This window comes from Microbacterium sp. As-52 (assembly GCF_049949185.1).
Taxonomy (GTDB): Bacteria; Actinomycetota; Actinomycetes; order Actinomycetales; family Microbacteriaceae; genus Microbacterium; species Microbacterium maritypicum_A.
Genome location: NZ_CP188171.1, coordinates 3822187 through 3844312, shown reverse-complemented (window position 1 = coordinate 3844312; position 22126 = coordinate 3822187). Strand labels below are relative to the sequence as shown.

The window sequence follows — 22126 nt, the reverse complement described above, 5'->3', positions numbered from 1 at the left end:
GATTTACCTTCCCCCACTTCTACCCTGGAGAAATCTTTGAGACGCGCGAAAATCGTCGCCACCCTGGGCCCCGCCACCTCCACCTATGAGACGGTGCGCGCACTGATCGATGCGGGGGTGGATGTCGCTCGACTGAACCTCAGCCACGGCGACTACTCCGTGCACGAGAACAACTACGCCAACGTGCGTCGTGCCGCAGAAGACGCCGGCCGTGCCGTCGCCATCCTCGTCGACCTGCAGGGCCCGAAGATCCGTCTCGGCAAGTTCGAGAACGGCCCCTACGAACTCGCCAAGGGCGACATCTTCAAGATCACCACCGAGGACATCATCGGCAACAAGGACATCAGCGGGACGACCTTCAAGGGTCTGCCGCATGACGTCAAGCCGGGAGACTTCCTCCTGATCGACGACGGCAAGGTCCGGGTCGAGGTCGTCGAGACCGACGGCGTCACCGTCACGACCAAGGTCATCGTCGCCGGTGCCGTGTCCAACAACAAGGGCATCAACCTGCCCGGCGTCGCCGTCAACGTCCCCGCGCTGAGCGAGAAGGACGAAGACGACCTGCGCTGGGGTCTGCGCATCGGTGCCGACCTGATCGCCCTGTCGTTCGTGCGCAACGCCGCCGACGTCGAGCGTGTGCACGAGATCATGGCGGAAGAGGGCGTCCGCGTCCCTGTCATCGCTAAGGTCGAGAAGCCGCAGGCCGTCGACGCGCTCGAAGAGATCGTCGACGCGTTCGACGCGATCATGGTCGCTCGTGGCGACCTCGGTGTGGAACTTCCGCTCGAGGCCGTGCCGATTGTGCAGAAGCGCGCCGTCGAGATCGCGCGTCGTATGGCCAAGCCGGTCATCGTCGCGACGCAGATGCTCGAGTCGATGATCAGCAGCCCGGTGCCGACCCGCGCCGAGACCTCGGATGTCGCGAACGCCGTGCTCGACGGCGCGGACGCGGTCATGCTGTCGGGTGAGACCAGCGTCGGCGACTACCCGGTGGTCGTCGTCGAGACCATGGCGCGGATCATCGCGTCCACGGAAGAGCACGGCTTGGAGCGCATCGCGCCCCTCACGACCAAGCCCCGCACCCAGGGTGGTGCCATCACGCTTGCTGCTCTCGAGGTCGCCGAGTTCGTCGACGCGAAGTTCCTCTGCGTGTTCACCCAGTCGGGCGACTCCGCGCGTCGTCTGTCGCGCCTGCGCTCGCGCATCCCGATGATCGCGTTCACGCCCGAGCCGGGCATCCGTCGCCGAATGGCGCTGACCTGGGGCATCCGTTCGACCCTGGTCGACATGGTGCAGCACACCGACCTGATGTATCACCAGGTCGACGAGTATCTGCTCGGCAACGGTCTCGCCGAGGAAGGGGACAAGGTCGTCGTGATCTCCGGCTCCCCTCCCGGAATCGTCGGATCGACGAACGACCTTCGTGTGCACAAGGTCGGCGATGCGATCCGCGGTGCAGCTCCGATCTACAAGGCCGGCGTCTGACGCACAGCATCCAGAGGGGGCGGGACTTCGGTCCCGCCCCCTCTGTCATGCGCATCGGGTAGTTTTCACTCATGGAGCCGTGGTGTCGTCGGAGGAGCCCGTCATCGGCGTGCTGAAGAACGCGGGGTGGTGGATCGCCGACTACGTGTACGCCGGGTACTGGCAGGTGCGCGCGATGTTCGACCGCACCGATCCGGCATCCTTCGCATCCGGGAGTGCGGCGCACATCGTCGTCCTCCCGGGCGTCTATGAGACGTGGCGGTTCCTGCAGCCGCTCGTCGCCGCCATGCACGACCGCGGGCATCCGGTCCACATCGTCGATACGCTTCACCGGAATCAGCGACCGGTGGCGGACATGGCGCGAGCCGTGGAGGCGTTCCTGACGGAGAACGGGCTCGACGATGTGATCCTCGTCGCCCACAGCAAAGGGGGTCTCGCAGGAAAGGTCGTGATGACGGGTCCCGCGGGCGAGCGAGTGCGTTCGATGCTCGCGATCGCGACCCCGTTCGGGGGTTCGCGCTATGCCCGGCTCATGCTGTCGCGCACTCTGCGGGAGTTCTCACCGGAAGACCCGTCGATCGTGAGCCTCGCGCAGCAGCTCACGGTGAACGGGCGGATCGTTTCGGTCTATGCGACGTTCGACCCCCATATCCCGGAGGGGAGCGAACTCGCCGGAGCCAAGAACGTCCGCCTCGACACGGGCGGGCACTTCCGGATCCTCGCGAATCCTCGGGTCCTGGCGGAACTCGCGGTCCTCGCGGAATAGTTCGTCGCCGAGGATCAGAAGGTCACCGGCAGCCGTCAGCCTCTGCGCGGTCTCCGTCCAGCGTCGGGAGCCACAGCAGCAGGTCCGGCAGGGAGGCATAGGCGGCGAGGCCGTGGGTGACGCCGGGGTAGCGGTGGAACGTCACCTCGGCGTTCTGCGTGCACAGCAGCTTCACGTAGTCCTCGGTCGCGCTCGGCAGCACGAGTTCGTCGGCTTCTCCCTGGCCGACGAAGACGGGCACTCTGACGGGACTGTTCCCCGCACTGTTCTCCTGCAACATCGTCTGCCACGGTTCCGTCGTGGCGGGATCGCTCCGGACGTATCCGCCGACCAGGGGATCGGCGATCGCGTGGATCTCATCGTTCTGGGTGAGCAGGCACAGGGCGGCCATCGCCGGTGTCGCCTTCAGCCCGGCGGGGGTGAGGATGCCGGTGATCTCCGTGGCGCCGTACTGCTCGGCGTAGGCGGCCTCGTAGGCCGGAACGGCGAGGGAAGCGATCGTGACGCCGGAGAGGTTCACGATGTCGTCGGTCATCAGGGCGTTCAGATTCGCCGCCGGGGCCGCCACGGCGACCCCTTCGATCGTGAGCTCGTGCGCGTACTCCGCTGCACGTTCCGCAGCGAAGAGCACAGCCTGCCCGCCCTGCGAGTGTCCCCACAGCACGACCCGGTCGCTCACGTGTGCGTCGTCGATCCGTCGCGCCGCCCGGACGATGTCGAGCACACTGTTGGACTCGGGCACGCCGAGCAGATACGACGACGCGCCTTCGACGCCGAGCCCCGGATAGTCGGTGGCCACGACCGCGTAGCCCTCGGCGAGCAGCTCATGCATCCCCTCGATGTACTGGAACGGATCCAGGCCGCGTGAAGGCGCACACGTCGATGCCGCACCGGTGGTGGGATGGCCCCAGGAGATCACGGTGCGTCCGCCCTCGGGAGCAGGCCCGTCCGGGACGATCACCACGCCGGAGACAGGGATGTCCGCCCCCACGAGATCGCGGGAGTGGTAGATCACGCGCCACGCGACGGCGCCCACGGGTGCGCTCTCGATCGACTCGATGCGGATGATCTCGCCCGGATCTCCCCGGGGTGGGGGAGAGGGGAGGGTGTAGAACGCGGGATCTGCTCGGGCTTCGTCCTGCTCGGCGAGGGTTCTCCGTGTCACCTCGGCGGCGAGGAGCATGAGTGCCACGGCGAGGACGGCGCCGATGACGATGAGGGCACGGCGACGACGTCGCGGACGCGCAGCGTGTGCGGCAGGCAGGTCGTCGCCTTCGTGCATAAGGACTTTCTAGCGCACGGGGCCGTTTCGAGGGAGGGGGCTGGTGGGCGCGGAGGAGACGACGGAGGGAGTCCCATCGAGGGTGCCGGCGGTGGGACTCGAACCCACACGCCCTTTCGGACAAAGCATTTTGAGTGCTCCGCGTCTGCCATTCCGCCACGCCGGCTCGTGTGTCGCGTCTACGACTTTAGCGCAGGCGAGGCGCGTGAACGTCCGCGCCGAGCGCCGAGGGCCTGCGGACAGGGGCACTCCACTAGGATGGTTGTGTGACAGAGCAAGAAGAGCAGGCTGAGCAGCCCACGTCATCCGCACCCCGACGCGTCGTCGTCGCCGAAGATGAGTCGCTGATCCGTCTCGACATCGTCGAGATCCTCCGCGACAACGGCTTCGATGTCGTCGGCGAGGCCGGTGACGGAGAGACCGCGGTCGCTCTGGCGACCGAGCTGCGCCCCGACCTGGTCATCATGGACGTCAAGATGCCTCAGCTCGATGGCATCAGTGCCGCCGAGAAGCTGCACAAGGGCAACATCGCCCCCGTCGTCCTCCTCACGGCATTCAGCCAGAAGGAGCTCGTCGAGCGCGCCAGCGAGGCGGGTGCTCTCGCGTACGTCGTGAAGCCGTTCACCCCGAACGACCTCCTGCCCGCGATCGAGATCGCGCTGGCCCGCCACGAGCAGATCATCACGCTCGAGGCCGAGGTCGCCGACATGGTGGAGCGCTTCGAGACTCGCAAGCTCGTCGACCGTGCCAAGGGCCTCCTCAACGAGAAGATGGGCCTGAGCGAGCCCGAGGCGTTCCGATGGATCCAGAAGGCGTCCATGGACCGCCGTCTGACGATGCAGGACGTCGCCAAGGCGATCATCGAACAGCTCGCTCCCAAGAAGTAGCGGTGGACGCCGGGTTCCTCCGGCTCGATACCGAGCACATCCTGCGGCCCGTACGGCGGGGCGATGGCGCTGCGCTCTCGCGCGCCTATCTCGCGAACCGCGAGCATCTCGCACCGTGGGAACCCACCCGCAGCGAGGCGTTCTTCTCCGTCGACTCGCAAGAGCAGCATGTGCAGCAATGCGTGGATGATGCGGCCAGTGGCCGCAGCATCCGCTTCGTCATCGAATCCGATGACGGAGAGATCCGCGGACGGATGAACATCAACAACATCGTCCGTGGCGCGTTCTGGAGCGCCGACCTCGGATACTGGGTCGACAGGTCGAGGCTGCACCGTGGGCTCGCGAGCCGCGGGGTCGCGCAGATCATCGAGTACTCGCGCGCGGAACTGCGCCTCCATCGGCTGCAGGCGGCGACGCTGCTGCACAATCTCGGGTCACAACGGGTGCTGCTCGGAAACGGCTTCGAGCGCATCGGTATGGCGCCGAACTACCTCCGCATCGCGGGGGAGTGGCAGGACCACCTGCTGTTCCAGCGACTGCTGGAGGAACCGCTCAGCGCTCGGCGGGAAGGTCCTTGATCATGTTGGTGATGCGGATCGTCGAGCAGCGGCGCCCCTGATCGTCCGTGACCACGATCTCGTGAACGGTGATGCTCCTGCCCAGGTGCACGGGCGTGCACACTCCCGTGACGACACCCGAGGTCGCCGACCGCGTGTGCGTCGCGTTGATGTCGACACCGACGGCGAGTCGGCCGGCACCGGCGTGCAGGTTCGCCGCCATCGATCCGAGGGATTCCCCGAGCACCACGTAGGCGCCGCCGTGCATGAGTCCCACCGGCTGGGTGTTGCCTTCGACGGGCATGGTCGCGACGCAGCGCTCGACGCTGAACTCGACGAACTCCATGCCCATCTTCTCGGCCAGAGCACCCATTCCACGGGCCGTGGCCCAGTCGAGTCCCTCGCTCATCGCGACGTCGCTCATGCATCCTCCTCAGCGGGTGTCTGTCGTCCTCGTTAGGCTGACAGGGTGACGGACTCCGCAAAGCCTACCCTCATGGTCGTCGACGGCCACTCGCTCGCTTATCGTGCCTTCTTCGCCCTCCCGGTCGACAATTTCACGACCAAGGACAATCAGCACACCAACGGCATCTACGGCTTCCTGTCGATGCTGGTGAACCTCATCAAGGCCGAGCAGCCGACGCATCTGGCGATCGCCTTCGACACCTCGCGTCATTCGTTCCGCACGGATGAGTACCCGGAATACAAGGCGACGCGGTCGGAGTCGCCGCAGGAGTTCAAGGGTCAGATCCCTCTCCTTCAGGATTGCCTCGCCGCCATGTCCATCCCGGTCCTGACGAAAGAGGGGATCGAGGCCGATGACATCCTCGCGACCCTCGCGTCGCAGGGCGCGGAGCAGGGCTTCGAAGTGCTCGTCGTCTCCGGCGACCGCGACACGATCCAGCTCGTCAACGACGATGTCACCCTGCTGTACCCGTCGGTGCAGGGTGTCTCCCAGCTCAAGCGCTACGACCCGTCCACCGTTCAGGAGCGCTACGGGGTGCGACCAGAGCAGTACCCCGACATCGCGGCACTCGTCGGGGAGACGAGCGACAACCTCCCCGGCGTGCCGAAGGTCGGCGAGAAGACCGCGGTCAAGTGGCTCACGCAGTTCGGCTCGCTCGATGAGCTGATCGCCCGTGCCGATGAGATCAAGGGTGTGGTCGGCGGCAACCTCCGCGACCACATCGAGGACGTCCGTCGCAACCGCAAGCTCAACCGCCTGCTCACCGACGTCGAGCTTCCGGTCGGCCCCGCCGATCTCGCGGTGGCACCGATCGATCCGCAGGCTGTGCGTGACATCTTCGCGCGCCTCGAGTTCCGCACCCTGTTGCCTCGCGTGTTCGAGGCCGTGGGCGCAGGCGAGGTCGCCGACGACCCCGCATCCGTCGTCGTCCTTCCCGTCCCCGCTGAGGTGACGCCGACCGATCTCGCCACGTGGGCCGCGGCCCAGGAAGGCGACGTCTCTCTGCGCATCACGACCCAAGGCGGGGTCCCCGTGCGCATCGGTGCCGCCACGCTGACCGAGCTCCGCGAGACCGACTGGGCAGACGCCGCCGCCGAAGCGTTGCGCGGATGGATCGAGTCCGACGCGCCGAAGGTGCTCCACGATGCGAAGCCGCAGGTGAAGGCGCTGATCCGCCAGGGTATCCGCCTCGGCGGGCTCGCCTACGACACGAGCCTGGCTGGCTGGCTCCTGCGCCCCAGCTTCCCCGACAAGACGCTCTCCGATCTGGTCGAACGCTACCTCGGCGAGAAGCTTCCCGAGGCCGATCCGACGCAGCTCGTCCCCGAGACGGAGGGGGCCACCCCGTCGCAGGAGGCATGGTTCGCGCTTCGCGTCGCCGATGCGCTTCGTGAAGACATCCCCGAGCCGGTCGCCGCGGTCCTGGTCGACATCGAGCTCCCGACACTGCTCACCCTCGCCGATATGGAGGTCGCGGGCGTGGCGGTTTCTCACGACGTGCTGTCGACGTTCTCCGGTGAGCTCGCCACCCGAGCCGAAGGGCTCGCGCAGGAGGCGTTCTCCGTCGTGGGACGGGAGTTCAACCTCGGCTCGCCCAAGCAGCTCCAAGAGGTCCTGTTCGAAGACCTCCAGCTCCCCAAGACCCGCAAGACCAAGACCGGCTACTCGACGGATGCCGCGGTGCTGGCCGACCTGCAGGAGAGCAATCCCCATCCCTTCCTGAGCCTTCTGCTGCAGCATCGCGAAGCCACAAAGCTGCGCCAGATCATCGAGTCGCTCGACACGGCCATCGGCGACGACCACCGTGTGCACACGACCTATGTGCAGACCGGAAGCCAGACCGGTCGTCTCTCCAGCACCGATCCGAACCTGCAGAACATCCCGGTGCGCACCGAGGAATCTCGCCGCATCCGCAGTGCTTTCGAAGTCGGCGAGGGGTACGAGTCTCTGCTCACGGCTGACTACTCGCAGATCGAGATGCGCATCATGGCGCACCTGTCCGGTGACGAAGGATTGATCGAAGCGTTCAACAGCGGAGAAGACCTTCACCGTTTCGTCGGCGCGCGGGTGTTCGGCGTCGAGCCGAGCGACGTCACTGCGGCCATGCGCACCAAGGTGAAGGCCATGTCGTACGGTCTCGTCTACGGCCTCTCCGCCTTCGGTCTCTCCAAGCAGCTGCGTATCGAGCAGTCCGAGGCCAAGCAGCTCATGGTCGAGTACTTCGCACGTTTCGGCGCCGTGCGCGACTATCTGCGGGCCTCGGTGATGAAGGCGAAGGAGGTCGGCTACACCGAGACGATCTTCGGTCGCCGTCGTCCGTTCCCTGACCTGGCGAGTCCGAACCGGGTGCTGCGTGAGAACGCCGAGCGTGCGGCGCTCAACGCTCCGATCCAGGGCAGTGCGGCCGACATCATGAAGATCGCGCTCCTGCACATCCACGACGATCTCCGGTCCGAGCAGCTCTCCTCTCGTGTGCTGCTGCAGATCCACGACGAACTCGTGGTCGAGGTCGCTCCGGGGGAGTGGGATGCCACGGAGCGGATCGTGCGCGCCCGGATGGGGGATGCGGCCGAGCTCTCGGTGCCGCTCGACGTGCAGGTCGGACGCGGCCGCGACTGGAACGAAGCAGCGCACTGAGACCCGGCGGCGAGAGGGGGTCGGGGATTAGGCTGACAACTATGACTTCAGCTCCCCGCACTCCCTCCGCCATCGACGCCGTCGCCGATGAATGGGTCGACACGATCGCGGTACTGGCGCCCACTCTCGGGACCTACATCGGCCGCGACGAGGTGAACGATCGCTTCGGTGACCTGAGTCCCGCTGGGCATGAAGAGATCGCCGCTGCGACCCGCGCGACGCTCGACAGGCTCTCGGCCCTCGAGCCCGTCGACGCGATCGACGAGGTGACCAAGACCGACCTGGGCGCGGAGCTGCGTCTCGATCTCGAGTTGCACGACGCGAAGTGGTATCTGCGCGATCTCAACGTCATCGCCTCGGCGGCGCAGGATGTGCGCGCGGCCTTCGATCTGATGCCTACCGCGACCGTCGAGAACTGGGACGTGATCGCGACGAGGCTCGCCGCTGTTCCCGACGCCCTCCGTGGCTACGTCGAGACGCTGCGCACCGGTATCGCCGAGGGGGTGACGCCGGCACGTCGTCAAGTGATCGAGGTCGCGACGCAGATCGACCGTTACACCGCGGATGACGGATTCTTCGCCGCGTTCGTCGCGGAGGCCGACCCCGAAGAAGGCCAGCTGCCTGCCTCGCTCGCGCGTACTCTCGCCGACAACTCCGCCGCCGCACGCGTCGCGTACGACGAGCTGCGCCGCTTCCTCGCGGAGGAACTCGCCCCCGCCGCCGGAGAGGTCGACGCCGTCGGACGCGACCTGTACGCGCTCAACTCCCGTCGCTTCCTCGGTGCGACGATCGACCTCGACGAAACTTACGAGTGGGGCCGCGAAGAGCTCGCGCGCATGGTGGCGGAGCAGACCGCGATCGCGAATGAGATCCTGCCGGGGGCCTCCGTCGAAGAGGCCGTGGCCCACCTCGAAGCCGACCCCGCCCGCAAGCTCGTGGGCACCGACGCTCTCCAGAAGTGGATGCAGGAGACGAGCGATCGCGCGGTCGCCGAACTCGGAGCCTCCCACTTCGACATCCCCGAGGCGATCCGCACGCTCGAGTGCATGATCGCGCCCACCCAGGAAGGTGGCATCTACTACACGGGCCCGACCGACGACTTCTCGCGTCCCGGTCGTATGTGGTGGTCCGTTCCCGAGGGCGTCACGGAGTTCGACACCTGGCGAGAGCTCACCACCGTCTTCCATGAGGGCGTGCCGGGTCACCACCTGCAGATCGCCCAGGCCGTGTACAACCGGGCCGAGCTCAACTCCTGGCGCCGGCTGTTGGCCGGCACCTCGGGCCACGCCGAGGGTTGGGCCCTGTACGCCGAGCGTCTGATGGAGCAGCTCGGCTACCTCGACGATCCCGCCGATCGACTCGGCATGCTCGACGGACAGCGTATGCGGGCGGCCCGTGTGGTGCTCGACATCGGCGTACACCTGGGCAAGCCACGTCTCGATGGCACGGGAGTGTGGGATGCGGAGTACGCACTCGACTTCATGCGTCAGAACGTGAACATGTCGGATCAGTTCGTGCAGTTCGAGGTGAACCGCTACCTCGGCTGGCCGGGGCAGGCTCCGTCGTACAAGGTCGGTCAGCGCATCTGGGAGCAGGTGCGTGACGGCGTCCGTGCGGCGGAGGGCGACGCCTTCTCCTTCAAGGGCTTCCACAAGCGCGCGCTCGACATGGGTGGGGTCGGCCTCGACACGCTGCGCAGCGCCCTGCTTCCGCGCTGACGGGAATGCGATTCGATCGCCGCGTGTTCATTCACCTGAATAGAGAGGGATGACATGGGCATCGAATTCGGGCTGGACACCTTCGGGGACATCACGAGGGATACAGACGGAGAGCTCCTCACCGGAGCGCAGACCATCCGCAACGTCGTGGAGCAGGCAGAGCTCGCCGACACGGTGGGCGTGGACTTCTTCGGGGTGGGGGAACACCACCGCGCCGAGTTCGCTGTGTCCGCGCCGGAGATGGTGCTGGCCGCGATCGCGGCTCGCACGGAACACATCCGACTAGGCACCGCGGTGACCGTGTTGTCCTCCGACGATCCGGTACGCGTGTTCGAACGCTTCTCGACGCTGGACGCGCTTTCGGACGGTCGCGCCGAGGTCGTTCTCGGGCGCGGATCCTTCATCGAGTCTTTCCCCCTGTTCGGCTACGACCTCCGCGACTACGACGCACTGTTCGAGCAGAAGCTGGAGCTCTTCGTCGAGCTGCTCAAAGAAGAGCCCGTGACGTGGTCGGGCACGATGCGGGCGTCGCTCGACAACGCGAATGTGTTCCCCAAGACCGAGATGGGGCTGCGTACCTGGGTCGGTGTCGGTGGAAGCCCGGAGTCCGTCGTGCGCGTCGCGCGTCACGGCCTGGGGCTGATGCTCGCGATCATCGGGGGACCGGCGGCGCGGTTCAAGCCCTTCGTCGACCTGTACCACCGCTCGGTGGCGTCGTTCGGCACGACCTCGCACCCCGTCTCCGTTCATTCCCCGGGCCACATCGCCGAAACCGACGCGGAGGCCTGGGACGCGGCGTACTCCGGATTCGAGGCGATGAACAACACCATTGGCCGCGAGCGCGGCTGGCCGGCATACAGCCGCGCGCGTTTCCAGAACGATGTCGGTCCGGAAGGGGCGATCTACGCGGGCTCACCGGATCGAGTCGCCGCGAAGATCGCCGACACGATCACGACCTTGGGTCTCGGCCGCTTCGACCTGAAGTACGCCACAGGCACACTGTCGCACGAGTCGATGATGCGCAGCATCGAGCTGTACGGCACGGAAGTGATCCCTCGGGTGAAGCGGATCCTCAGCGCGCAGGACTGACGATATCGCGTGCGGGGCGTCCGGCGCTCGGCTCTACGATGAGGAGCATGGCCAACACCGCCCTGCCGAGCCGCTCATCGCTGGCCGAGCGCCTGGACGTCCTGCCGTTCACGCGTCGACACCTCCGGCTGCTCACCGGATCCGGGCTCGGATGGGCGCTGGACGCGATGGATGTCGGTCTGATCTCCTTCATCCTCGCGGCCCTCACGCAGCAGTGGGGACTGACCAAGGGCGAGGCGGGGTGGATCGCCTCGGTCGGTTTCATCGGGATGGCCATCGGTGCGACGCTCGGCGGTCTGCTGGCCGATCGCTTCGGTCGCCGCCAGGTGTTCGCCCTCACCCTGCTCGTGCACGGCATCGCGACCGGGGCCAGCGCGCTCGTCGGCGGAATCGCGGCACTCCTCGTGCTGCGATTCCTCGTCGGGCTCGGTCTCGGTGCCGAGCTCCCGGTCGCGTCGACGTACGTGAGCGAGTTCGCACCGGCCCGAATCCGCGGTCGTCTGATCGTCGTGTTGGAGGCCTTCTGGGCGCTCGGATGGACGGCAGCCGCCGTCATCGGGTTCCTGGTCATCCCGGCGTCCGACGACGGTTGGCGCTGGGCCTTCGCGCTCGGCGCGATTCCTGCCGTGTATGCACTGTTCGTGCGGTGGCGGATGCCCGAGTCTCCACGATGGCTCGCCTCGCGTGGACGCATCGCGGAAGCTGATCGCATCGTCTCGGCCTTCGAGGCTGATGCCGGTGTGGGGACGGCCCCGACCATTCGGAAGGAGCCGGCGTCCCGCGCGATCGCGGTCACGGCTCGGGCCCGCCTCGCCACGCTCTGGAACCCCGAGTTCCGCCTGCGCACCCTCTGCCTCTGGGTGGTGTGGCTGGGCGTGAACTTCGCCTACTACGGCGCGTTCATCTGGATTCCGAGCATCCTCGTGGACGCCGGGTTCGATCTCGTCCGCTCGTTCGGATTCACACTGATCATCACGCTCGCGCAGCTTCCGGGATACGCGGTCGCCGCGTGGCTGATCGAGGTCTGGGGGCGACGGCTGACCCTGTCGGTGTTCCTTCTGGGGTCGGCCGTCTCGGCTGTGATCTTCGGCACGGCCACGACCGAGGGGGCGATCATCGCTGCGGGCATGGCTCTGTCTTTCTTCAACCTCGGTGCCTGGGGCGCGCTGTACGCCGTCACGCCCGAGATCTATCCGACGTCGTTGCGGGGAACGGGCACGGGCTGGGCCGCCGGGGTCGGCCGCATCGCATCGATCGTGGCGCCGCTTTCCGTACCGGTCCTTCTGATCGCCGGTGGGGCTCCGCTGCTGTTCGCCGTGTTCGGCGTGTGCTTCCTCGGTGCGGCCGCCGCGGCATGGGGGCTCGTCGATCGGGGTGGTCAGGCTCTCGACGACCGTTGACGCCGCGCGTCGTGAGCCGCAATAGGCTGGGACGATGGCAGATGTGCGGTTCGTGGCGATCGGCGACTCGTTCACCGAGGGGGTCGGTGACGTTCTTCCGGATGGGCGGGAGCGCGGCTGGGCCGATCTCGCGGCCCAAGGCTGGGCGGACGCGGCGGGCCACTCCATCCAGTACGCGAACCTCGCGATCAGGGGCAAGCTCGCCTGGCCGATCGTCGAGCAGCAGCTCGAACCCGCGCTCGCCCTGCGCCCGACGCATCTCTCCTTCAACGGCGGTGGCAACGACATGCTGCGCCCGCGCACCGATGTCGAGCACATCGCCGATGCCTTCAGCCGAGTGCTGCGTCGGTGCGATGAGGAGGGCGTGACCATGATCCTGCTCTCGGGTGCCAATCCCAGCGGGCAGCTCCCGATGGGCTCCCTCGTCCAGCGGCGCGGCGATCTGCTCTCCGACGCGGTGCTCCGGCGGATCGAAGAGCGCCCCGACGTGGTCCGAGCACTCAATTGGCCGGATCGTGAGCTCTCGCGCGGTGCGTACTGGGCGGATGACCGTCTGCACATGAACGCGGCGGGTCACCACCGTGTCGCTGCCCGCGTGCTGCACGCGCTCGGTTTCGAGCCCCCGGCGACATGGTGGGCCCCGAATGATCGACTGGGTACCGGGCCATCGGGGCTCGCCTACTACCGGGAGTTCGTCGGTCCCTGGGTCCGCCGACGCGTGACGCGCACCTCGTCGGGCGATGGCCGCACGGCGAAGTACCCGTCCTGGGTCGAACGAGTGCCCTCGTGATGCGAAGCGGTTCCTCGGTTGCGGGGGATCGGTGAGCGACTTCGAATTGGCGCGTATACCCGCCGGTGTTCTAACGCTGCACGATGCGCGTCGTGACGAGCGGCGTGATGTGACACTCGAGCCGTTCCGGATCGGTGTGTATCCGGTGACGGAGGAGCAGCTCACCGAGGTGCTGGGCATCCCGGTGCGCCACCCGCGTCGCCCCGCCGCCGACCTCAGTTGGTTGCGCGCGGTCCACTTCTGCAACGCCGCATCCGAATGGGAGGGCCTGGATCGGGTCTATCTGTTCGATGGCGAGGAGGTGACCTGGGACACGACCGCCGACGGGTACCGGCTCCCCACAGAAGCGGAGTGGGAGTTCGCCTGCCGCGCCGGGTCGACAGGTCCGCACTATGCGCCTCTTGCCGATGCGGCATGGACGAGTGCGGACGGGGTGTCCTCTCCGCAGGACATCGGCGGCAAGCTGCCGAACCTCAACGGTCTCTTCGACACGCTCGGCAACGTCTGGGAGTGGTGCTGGGACCTGTTGGATCCCGCCCGTTATGACGACTACCGTGTCTTCCGCGGCGGCGGGTTCGCCGACGACGCGTGGAGCGTGCGGGCATCGGTGCGTCGCGGGGGCGCGCCGCGCATGCACCATGACGATGTCGGGATCCGACTGGCGCGGGGTGCGTTCGACACGGTCGACGGTGCACAGGGCTGGTCCGCGCGCGCGGACCGCGAACGTGCTGTCCGGAATGGACCGTTGCCTTCCGGATGGACGCCTCGTCGGAGCTGAGACGCCGGTACCGCGCGGCCGCCGTGTCCGCATCACTCCACGTTTTGTCCTGTCATCCCGCGGATGGAAAGCTGGAGACATGGCACCTTCCTACGCGCTTATCGTCTCCCAAGGCCGAGTGGCCGATCGCACCGACGGAGCGCTCGTGGGGGCACGACGCGTGGGTGACGCGGTCTCGGCATTGCTGGAGATCGAACCGCACGTCGTCGGCACCCCGACACCGGGCCTGGTCGATGACTGGTCCGTCGCTCTTCCCGAAGCGGAGGCGACTCTGAGCGGATTGCGCGCAGCGGTGCACGACGCCATCTCTACGGGCGCGACACCCCTCCTGATCACGAACACCTGCGCGGCGAGCCTCGGCACTCTTCCCACTGCTGCCGAGCATCATCCCGACGCCGTCGTGCTCTGGATCGACGCACACGGCGACTTCAACACTCCGGATACGACGGATTCGGGCTATCTCGGCGGTATGGTCCTGGCCGCGGCGTGCGGACTCTGGGACAGTGGGCACGGCGACGGCATCGATCCGAAGCAGGTGATCGTGGTCGGCGGTCGCGACATCGACGTCGCTGAGGGTGAGTTGCTCGCCGAAGCGGGGGTCACCGTTCTCGCTCCTTCCGAGAGCACGCCGGAGCGCGTCCTCGAACTCGTCGCCGGACGTCCCGTGTGGATCCACGTCGATTGGGACGTGCTCGAACCCGGGTACATCCCCGCCGCCTACCGGGTCGGAGGCGGCTTGCTGCCTCACCACGTGGCGGCGATTTTCGCGGCGCTGCCGTCCGACTCGGTCCGGGGGATCGAACTCGCGGAGTTCGAAGCGGGCGACGATGAGGTGCCGGAGCGCGTCAGCGTCGAGCTCATCGTGGAGACGCTGCAGCACCTGCTCCGATAGGGTGCGCTCAGTGCCGACGTTCCGGATCGAGGCCCATCCGGATGCGCGTCCGCTTGCGTTCGATGAGGATGAACACCGTGCCGATGATCCAGAGGGGGATCGGCATCAGGAACGCGATCCGGAAGGCCCCGAGCGAGTATGTCTCGGGAGTGCCGGCGCCCTGCAGGTCGAGTGCGAGGCCGATGAGGAAGATGGCGATGAGCGCGGCGATGAACCCTCCCGCGTTCGTCACACCGGTGGCGGTGCTCAGACGGTGGGTGGGGTTGTGCGTCCGCGCATGGTCGAACGCGATCATGGAGGCGGGCCCTCCGGTCGCGAGGGCGATCGCCAGCACATAGAGGAGCCAGATGGGCGCGGTGTCGGGCACAGCGATGACAGCGACCCACGCTGCCATCTGCACCCCGACGGCGGGGAGCACCAGCGCGAGCGACCGGTGATTCGGAAGCCGCCGGGAGAGGTCGCCGATGAGGGGTCCCAGAAGCATGCCGGCCACGACATATACGGAGATGATTCCCGCGGCGTGGGCCGTATCGAGCCCTTCCACCGCGGTGAGGAAGGGCATTCCCCAGAGCAGCACGAACGCGGTACCCGCGAACGGGGTCGTGAAGTGCGACCAGAAGGCCAGCCGCGTGCCCGGGTGTGCCCAGGCGGCACGTATGCCGACACCGGTATCTATGGCGGAGGTGACGACGCGGACGACACCGGTATCGGTGTTCACCGTGACGTCGGCGCCGCGCTCTGCGGGATGGTTGCGAATCACCAGCGCCACGAGGATGGTGAACAGCACACCGAGGCCCGCGATGCTGCCGAAGGTGATGGTCCAGTTGGTGGCGTGCAGGAGTGCGGCCAGCGGGACCAGGGCGATCAGCTGGCCGGCTTGACCGATGATGCCGGTGAACTGGACCATGAGCGGCCCGCGTTGGGCGGGAAACCAGGTCGCGACGAGTCGTAGCACCGCGGGGAAGATAGCGGCATCACCGGCACCGAGCAGGACACGCGCGAAGATCGCGATGCCGATGCTGGGGGAGAGGGCCATGGTCAGCTGGCCCGCGGCCATCAGCAGCATGCCGACGGTCATGATCGGGCGCGAGCCGAAGCGATCGAGGAGCACTCCGATCGGGATCTGCATTCCGCCGTACACGGCGAGCTGGACCACGGCGAAAAGAGCGAGCGTCGATGCATCCGCCTGGAAGCGGTCGGCCGCTTCGACGCCGACAGCGCCGAGCGATGTGCGGTTCGTGATGGCCAACACGTAAGCGGCGACTCCGACCGACCAGATCACCCAGGCTCTCCACCCCGGTGTCGAGACGGGGGAGGGGGAGACCTGCGGCACGCCTCAACGCTACTCCTCCGACGGCGCGCATTCGGCGACCTCCGCTCGATGTCGGTCGGGGTCGCTACGGTGGCGCCATGACCAGTTCCCCTTTGCACCACTCACTCGACTACGTCGAGCTCGTCGTCACCGATCTGGAGGCGTCGAAGAGCTTTTTCGGTGACGCCTTCGGCTGGAGCTTCAACGACTACGGCCCCGGATACGCCGGGATCGTGTCGCCACGAGGCGACGGCAACGAAGCCGGCGGTCTGATGCTGGCCGACGAGCCGCGTCCCGTCGGAGGTCCGCTCGTACTGCTCTATTCGGAAGACCTCGACGCCACGAAGGCGGCTATCGAGAAGGCCGGCGGAACGATCCTCCAAGAGCCGTACGCGTTCCCCGGCGGGCGACGCCTGCACTTCGCCGACCCGACGGGCACGGAGCTCGGAGTCTGGTCGACGCAGTAGGAGTCAGCCGTGGCTTCGCCGGTGTCGCGCGTGCGACGATTGCCGGTATGACGGACATCGTGGCGGGTGACATCCCCGAGGACATCGAGAGATGCGTGGACGTCTGGATTCACGCGCTCCGGCACCGTGACGGGGATGTCGACTCCCGCTCGATCGCCGATCGCATGCGAAAGCTGTTCGATGGCCATGTCCTCCGGTTCGCGCTCACGGGGGAGCCTCTGGCGGGTTTCGCTCTCACCACGCCGAAGACACACGACGAGACGACGGCCGTGTTGGAGCGGATCGCCGTGATGCCGTCATCCGCCGGGCAGGGACGTGGTCGTGCCCTGCTGCGCGATGCGATTCAGTATTCGACGGGTGCCGGCTTCTTCAGCCTCGAACTCGCGGTGCGGCGAGGGAACGCCGCCATCCCGCTCTACGAATCGGAGGGCTTCGCGGCGGTCTCGGAGCCTGTCCCGCACCCGCTCGGCGGCGAGCCCATGATCACCTATCGCCGTGATCTCGTCGATCCGCACAGCGGAGCGATCGCGGGTACCTCAGGACTCAGCGTTCCGCGGGTACAGGGTCCCGAGATCGTTCTCCGACCTTTCGAGGAATCTGACATCGATGCCGTGTTGGAGGCGTCCTTCGATCGTTCGATCACCGACGTCACCACCGTTCCCATCGTCGCTGATCCCGGGCTCGCCGGCGCGTGGCTGGTCCGGCAGCACGAGCGGGCAGCGAAGGGTATCGGCTACTCGTTCGCGATCGAGGCGAACGAAGAATGCGTGGGGCAGATCGGGCTGTGGCTTCGTGACCGGGACCAGGGTCGAGCGACCGTCGGCTACTGGATCCGACCCACGCGACGCGGCGAGGGATACGCCTACAGCGCGCTGCAAACCCTCACGGAATGGGCGTGGCACCTCGCCGATCTGCATCGTCTGCAGCTGCACATCGATCCGACGAACGGGCCCTCACTCCGGACTGCTGAGAAGGCGGGCTATGCGCGCGAAGGGTTGCTTCATTCGTGGCAGAAGATCGGCGATGAGCGCCGGGACATGCTCGTGTACAGCCGACTCCGGTCACCGTGGCCGATTGCTGATCCGGCGGCTGAGGAACCGGCTTAGTCGACGATGCGGTGGCCGAGATCTTCGAGGATCATCGTCACGAGTTGATCGGTGGTCGTCTCCGGGCCGACCCGTCGCTCATCGAACCAGGGGAGTGGTTGCCACCCGTCGTGCCATCGGCGGATCTCGTCCTCCCCGAAAGTGTTCGCGAGAGGCCTTCCGGCATGGCGCCGAATCGTCTCTTCGAGGCCGACGTCGAACTGATAGATTCCTGTCGTTCCGCGATGGTCGAGGTACAAGCTCTCGAAGGCTTCGGCGTAGTCGCGCAGATTGAAGATCCCGTCGAGGATGACGTCGTAACCGAGGTCCAGCGCCTGCCGGGCGGCGCCGACGATCAGGATGCTCGCCGCTCGAGAGCGTCTCAACCGGTTGGGGTCGTGCAGCAGCTCACGGCGGAAGTGGTCTTGAGAAATGATGGCGACCCGTTGACCTAGTGCCGGTCGCAGTGCCCTCGCAGTCGTCGTCTTCCCCGATGCGGCATCGCCGCGCAGGATGACGAGACGCGTGGAGCCACTGCCCGTGAGAGTCATCGAACCATCCTTGCAGCGCCCGCCAGGCGGGTCGAGTCCGGCGATCAATCGAGCGCGAACGGCATTCCCAGCACGGCCCTGAGTCTCGACGCGAATGTCTCGCGACGGCCGGGATCCACCCACTCCGCGTCTCCGTGTCGTTGGTACAGCCGATCGTCCGGAAAGCGGGGGAACACATGCACATGCAGGTGCCAGACGTCCTGGTCTCCTGCGGGCTCATTGTGCTGCCGGATGGAGGTCCCCTCGCATCCGTAGGATGACCGGATGCCGATCGCCACCCTCTGCGTCAGATCCCACACCGCGAAGCCGTCATCCGGTGACAGGTCGTAGATGTTCTCCACGTGCGTCCGCGGGATGACGAGGACCGCTCCGGAGTTCCCCGGCCACCACTTCGGCGCGATCCGAGCGAATGCACGGTCGGTGACGGCGACCACGTCGGACGGCATGCTGAGTTGGTCGTACAGACCCTGTTGGATTTTGCAGAACGGACACGCATATCCGGGCGGCTCGTGGGTGGCTGGGTGCACGCACCGATCATCGCACGGGGGAGTGCTGGTACCGGGAGCTGCATCTGTCACCGGTGGCGCTGACGATCTTCTCAGCTGACATAATGTGCATTATCGGCTATCTTTCGTGATCCGAGAGCGGTGATCGATAGGCTCGCCTCGTGAACGGAAGCAACGTCGACATCGACTGGGAATCTGCGCGACGCGCGAATCAGGAGAACTGGGAGGATCGCGTCCCGGTGCACACGAAAGCCTATGGGCTCGCTGCGTTCGACGATCCCGCGCATCTCAGCGACGTCGTTCGCGACGACCTCGCGACGATGACCTCGTTCCTTCCTGCGGACGGTCTGTCCGGCCTCGATCTCTGTCACCTGCAATGCCACATCGGCACCGACACGGTCTCCCTGGCTCGCGCCGGTGCGACGGTGACCGGCGTCGATTTCTCGCCGTCTGCGCTCCGTGCGGCGACCGACCTCGCCGCGCGTCTGGGTATCGATGCGACGTGGGTGCAGACCGATGTGCTCGATGCACGGGCTGCAGTCACCGGTGACTTCGATGTCGTGTACACGAGTATCGGGACGATCAGCTGGCTCGACGACCTGGATCGGTGGGCGGCGCAGATCGTGCAGCTGCTGCGTCCGGGCGGGATGTTCTTCATCCGCGACGGTCATCCCGCCCTGTACGCGCTGGATGAGGACGCGGACATCTTGACCACGCGCTATTCCTACTTCGCGACCGGTCGCGCGCAGCAATGGGACGACGACAGCACATATGCCGGCGACGGTCGTATCGACCACGCCCGCACTTACGAGTGGCCGCACCCGTTGTCCGAGATCCTCGGTGCGCTGCTGCGTGCAGGGCTCAGGCTCGTCCACTTCGATGAAGGTCGTACGCTGCCGTGGCGATTCAGCGATCGCATGGTCGAGGTGTCCGGCGGCTACGCCTGGCCCGAAGCCGAGCGGGATCTGATCCCCTGCACGTACACGATCATCGCGCGCGTCGACGAAGGCGGAGCCGCCGGAGACGCGTGATGGTCGGAGTGCGGGCGCGGGCACGCGCTCCGACCATTCTCACGCTCCGACGTACTGCGCGAGGTGCTCCCCCGTGAGTGTCGATTTTTGGGATACCAAATCCCTCGGCGTCCCCTCGAAGACGATCCTGCCACCGTCGTGTCCGGCTCCCGGCCCGATGTCGATGATCCAGTCCGCGTGCGCCATGACTGCCTGATGGTGCTCGATCACGATCACGGTCTTGCCGGCATCCACGAGTCGATCCAGCAGTCCCAGGATCTTGTCCACATCGGCGAGGTGAAGGCCGGTCGTGGGCTCGTCCAGCACATAGACGTCGCCCTTCTCCCCCATCTGGATCGCGAGCTTGATGCGTTGGCGTTCGCCACCGGACAGCGTCGACAGCGGCTGCCCGAGTGACAGGTAGCCGAGTCCCACGTCTTCCATCCGCCCGAGGATCGCCGTGGCGGCGGGCAGCTTGGCCTCCCCGTCGCTGAAGAACACCCGTGCCTCGGAGACCGGCAGATCGAGCACCTCGGTGATGTCCTTGCCTGCGAGCTTGTACTCCAGTACCCCGGCCTGGAAGCGCTTGCCTCCGCAGTCCTCGCAGGGAGTCTCGATCGTGTCCATGAAGCCGAGCTCCGTGATGATCACACCCGCGCCCTTGCACGAGGGGCAGGCGCCTTCGGAGTTCGCGCTGAACACAGCGGGCTTCACGCCGTTCGCCTTCGCGAAAGCCTTGCGGATCGGCTCGAGGAGTCCCGTGTACGTCGCCGGGTTGCTTCGCCGGGAGCCCTTGATCGCGGCCTGGTCGATCGCCACGACTCCGTCGCGCTTGGACACCGACCCGTGGATGAGCGAGCTCTTGCCCGAGCCCGCCACGCCCGTCACGACGGTGAGGACCCCCGTCGGGATGTCGACATCGACGTCCTGGAGGTTGTTCGCCGTGGCCCCGCGCACTTCGATCGATCCGGTTCCGGAGCGCACTGCCTCCTTGAGCTGGGCCCGATCCTCGAGGTGGTCACCGGTCTTGGTACCACTGGCCTTCAGCCCCTCGACCGTGCCCTCGAAGCAGATCTCACCACCGGCGCTGCCCGCACCAGGCCCCAGGTCGACGACGTGGTCGCCGATCGCGATGGTCTCGGGTTTGTGCTCGACGACCAGCACGGTGTTGCCTTTGTCCCGCAGCTTCAGCAGCAGGCCGTTCATGCGCTGGATGTCGTGCGGGTGCAGACCGATCGTCGGCTCGTCGAACACGTAGGTGATGTCGGTGAGGGATGAGCCGAGGTGCCGCAGCATCTTGATGCGCTGCGCCTCTCCCCCGGACAACGTGCCCGACGGACGCTCCAGACTGAGGTATCCGAGGCCGAGCGTCACGAAGGCGTCGAGATTGGCGCTGAGCGCCTGAAGCAGCGGACCGGCGCCAGGGAGATCGAGTCCCCGGACCCAATCGGCCAGGTCTGTCACCTGCATGCGGCACGCATCGGCGATGCTCACACCCTCGATCTTCGATGACCGCGCCCCCTCGGTGAGCCGCGTCCCATCGCACTGCGGGCAGACGGCGAACGTGGCCACGCGCTCCACGAAGGCCCGGATGTGCGGCTGCAGCGCGTCGAGGTCCTTCGAGAGCATCGACTTCGTGATCTTCGGGATGAGACCCTCGTACGTCATGTTGATCCCGGAGATCTTCACCTTCGTGACCTCGCCGTAGAGGAAGAGGTGTCGCTGCTTGTCGGTGAACTGGGAGATCGGCTTATCCGCGGGATAGAAGCCCGACTGGGAGAACCCCTTCACCATCCATCCATCGGCCGTGTAGCCGGGCACCATGATGGCACCGTCGTCGAGAGACTTCGACTCGTCGACGATCTGGGCGAGATCGAGGTCGGACACCGCTCCCCTGCCCTCGCATCGCGGACACATGCCGCCGAGGTAGATCGCATCCTTCACGATCTTCTTCTCTCCACCCGGGCCTGTCATGACACCGCTGGCCTTCTGCGTCGGGATGTTGAACGAGAAGGCGGTCGGTCCGCCGATATAGGGCTGCCCCAGCTTGCTGAACAGGATGCGGAGCATCGCGTTGGCGTCGGTGACGGTGCCGACGGTCGATCGGGGGTTCGCTCCCAGACGCTCCTGGTCGACGATGATCGCCGTGGTCAGACCCTCGAGGATGTCGACATCTGGACGGGGCACCGACGGCATGAACCCCTGGACGAAGGCGCTGTAGGTCTCGTCGATCATGCGCCGCGACTCCGCCGCGATCGTGTCGAAGACGAGCGAGCTCTTCCCCGAACCAGACACGCCGGTGAACACGGTCAGACGGCGCTTCGGGATATCGACGCTGACGTCCTTGAGATTGTTCTCGCGCGCGCCCTGCACGCGGATCAGGTCGTGGGTGTCTGCGGGGTGCTCGTCCGTGGTCATCGGCGTCTTTCGTGGGATCGGTGGAGAGAA

20 protein-coding genes and 1 tRNA gene are annotated in these 22126 nt (G+C 66.7%); 14 read left to right on the top strand and 7 right to left on the bottom strand.

The window, feature by feature from the left end; all coding sequences use genetic code 11:
* Window positions 1–36 precede the first annotated feature (36 nt).
* Window positions 37–1485: a pyruvate kinase gene (pyk, locus tag ACLFA2_RS18560; protein ID WP_021200591.1), complete on the top strand. Its 1449-nt coding sequence runs from the start codon at window positions 37–39 to the stop codon at window positions 1483–1485.
* 79 nt (window positions 1486–1564) lie between these two features.
* Window positions 1565–2251, top strand: a complete 687-nt coding sequence (locus ACLFA2_RS18555; RefSeq protein WP_167254099.1) for an esterase/lipase family protein — start codon at window positions 1565–1567, stop codon at window positions 2249–2251.
* A 22-nt stretch (window positions 2252–2273) separates the two neighbouring features.
* On the opposite strand, the gene ACLFA2_RS18550 is transcribed toward ACLFA2_RS18555, so the two are convergent.
* Complete coding sequence (locus ACLFA2_RS18550) at window positions 2274–3533, bottom strand: alpha/beta fold hydrolase (protein ID WP_426621785.1); 1260 nt, start codon at window positions 3531–3533, stop codon at window positions 2274–2276.
* Between the two features lie 83 nt (window positions 3534–3616).
* Window positions 3617–3699 (bottom strand) — tRNA-Leu (locus ACLFA2_RS18545).
* A gap of 100 nt (window positions 3700–3799) precedes the next feature.
* Here ACLFA2_RS18545 and ACLFA2_RS18540 point away from each other — a divergent pair.
* Window positions 3800–4420 carry an ANTAR domain-containing response regulator gene (locus ACLFA2_RS18540; protein ID WP_017830602.1) on the top strand — a complete coding sequence of 207 codons (621 nt, stop codon included), beginning with the start codon at window positions 3800–3802 and terminating at the stop codon, window positions 4418–4420.
* 2 nt (window positions 4421–4422) lie between these two features.
* Window positions 4423–4998, top strand: coding sequence for a GNAT family N-acetyltransferase (locus ACLFA2_RS18535; protein WP_021200588.1), 576 nt, complete (start codon window positions 4423–4425; stop codon window positions 4996–4998).
* On the opposite strand, the gene ACLFA2_RS18530 is transcribed toward ACLFA2_RS18535, so the two are convergent.
* Complete coding sequence (locus tag ACLFA2_RS18530) at window positions 4973–5401, bottom strand: hotdog fold thioesterase (RefSeq protein ID WP_021200587.1); 429 nt, start codon at window positions 5399–5401, stop codon at window positions 4973–4975. The genes ACLFA2_RS18535 and ACLFA2_RS18530 overlap by 26 nt on opposite strands.
* A 45-nt stretch (window positions 5402–5446) precedes the next feature.
* On the opposite strand from ACLFA2_RS18530, the gene polA reads away from it, so the two are divergent.
* From polA to ACLFA2_RS18495, 7 genes are all read left to right on the top strand, one after another.
* The gene (polA, locus tag ACLFA2_RS18525) at window positions 5447–8080 is read left to right on the top strand and encodes a DNA polymerase I (RefSeq protein ID WP_031207658.1); all 2634 of its coding nucleotides are present in this window, start codon (window positions 5447–5449) and stop codon (window positions 8078–8080) included.
* A 41-nt stretch (window positions 8081–8121) separates the two neighbouring features.
* A complete protein-coding gene (locus ACLFA2_RS18520; RefSeq protein ID WP_426621784.1) occupies window positions 8122–9798 on the top strand; it encodes a DUF885 domain-containing protein in 1677 nt (558 codons plus the stop codon).
* Window positions 9799–9852: 54 nt separating this feature from the next.
* Complete coding sequence (locus ACLFA2_RS18515; protein WP_426621783.1) at window positions 9853–10887, top strand: LLM class flavin-dependent oxidoreductase; 1035 nt, start codon at window positions 9853–9855, stop codon at window positions 10885–10887.
* Between the two features lie 47 nt (window positions 10888–10934).
* Window positions 10935–12287: an MFS transporter gene (locus ACLFA2_RS18510; RefSeq protein WP_426621782.1), complete on the top strand. Its 1353-nt coding sequence runs from the start codon at window positions 10935–10937 to the stop codon at window positions 12285–12287.
* 34 nt (window positions 12288–12321) lie between these two features.
* On the top strand, window positions 12322–13077 hold the full coding sequence (locus tag ACLFA2_RS18505) for an SGNH/GDSL hydrolase family protein (RefSeq protein ID WP_021200582.1): 756 nt from the start codon (window positions 12322–12324) through the stop codon (window positions 13075–13077).
* Window positions 13078–13108: 31 nt separating this feature from the next.
* A complete protein-coding gene (locus tag ACLFA2_RS18500) occupies window positions 13109–13855 on the top strand; it encodes a formylglycine-generating enzyme family protein (protein ID WP_426621781.1) in 747 nt (248 codons plus the stop codon).
* A gap of 79 nt (window positions 13856–13934) precedes the next feature.
* Window positions 13935–14747 (top strand): arginase family protein, encoded by an 813-nt coding sequence (locus ACLFA2_RS18495; protein ID WP_021200580.1) that lies wholly within the window; start codon window positions 13935–13937, stop codon window positions 14745–14747.
* Between the two features lie 7 nt (window positions 14748–14754).
* Here the strand turns inward: ACLFA2_RS18495 and ACLFA2_RS18490 are convergent, their stop codons facing one another.
* Window positions 14755–16080, bottom strand: a complete 1326-nt coding sequence (locus tag ACLFA2_RS18490; RefSeq protein ID WP_426621780.1) for an MFS transporter — start codon at window positions 16078–16080, stop codon at window positions 14755–14757.
* 77 nt (window positions 16081–16157) lie between these two features.
* Here ACLFA2_RS18490 and ACLFA2_RS18485 point away from each other — a divergent pair, with 77 nt between their 5' ends.
* Window positions 16158–16526, top strand: a complete 369-nt coding sequence (locus tag ACLFA2_RS18485; protein WP_031207654.1) for a VOC family protein — start codon at window positions 16158–16160, stop codon at window positions 16524–16526.
* 47 nt (window positions 16527–16573) lie between these two features.
* Entirely contained in the window at window positions 16574–17632 is a 1059-nt protein-coding gene (locus ACLFA2_RS18480; RefSeq protein WP_021200577.1) for a GNAT family N-acetyltransferase, read from the top strand.
* Here ACLFA2_RS18480 and ACLFA2_RS18475 read toward each other — a convergent pair.
* Window positions 17629–18162, bottom strand: coding sequence for an AAA family ATPase (locus ACLFA2_RS18475; protein WP_021200576.1), 534 nt, complete (start codon window positions 18160–18162; stop codon window positions 17629–17631). The two genes, ACLFA2_RS18480 and ACLFA2_RS18475, sit on opposite strands and share 4 nt — an antisense overlap.
* 44 nt (window positions 18163–18206) lie before the next feature.
* Window positions 18207–18608: an HIT family protein gene (locus ACLFA2_RS18470; protein WP_426621779.1), complete on the bottom strand. Its 402-nt coding sequence runs from the start codon at window positions 18606–18608 to the stop codon at window positions 18207–18209.
* A 221-nt stretch (window positions 18609–18829) separates the two neighbouring features.
* Here ACLFA2_RS18470 and ACLFA2_RS18465 point away from each other — a divergent pair, with 221 nt between their 5' ends.
* Window positions 18830–19699, top strand: a complete 870-nt coding sequence (locus tag ACLFA2_RS18465; RefSeq protein ID WP_426621778.1) for a class I SAM-dependent methyltransferase — start codon at window positions 18830–18832, stop codon at window positions 19697–19699.
* Between the two features lie 39 nt (window positions 19700–19738).
* Here ACLFA2_RS18465 and ACLFA2_RS18460 read toward each other — a convergent pair whose 3' ends face one another.
* On the bottom strand, window positions 19739–22096 hold the full coding sequence (locus ACLFA2_RS18460) for an ATP-binding cassette domain-containing protein (RefSeq protein ID WP_426621777.1): 2358 nt from the start codon (window positions 22094–22096) through the stop codon (window positions 19739–19741).
* Window positions 22097–22126 lie beyond the last annotated feature (30 nt).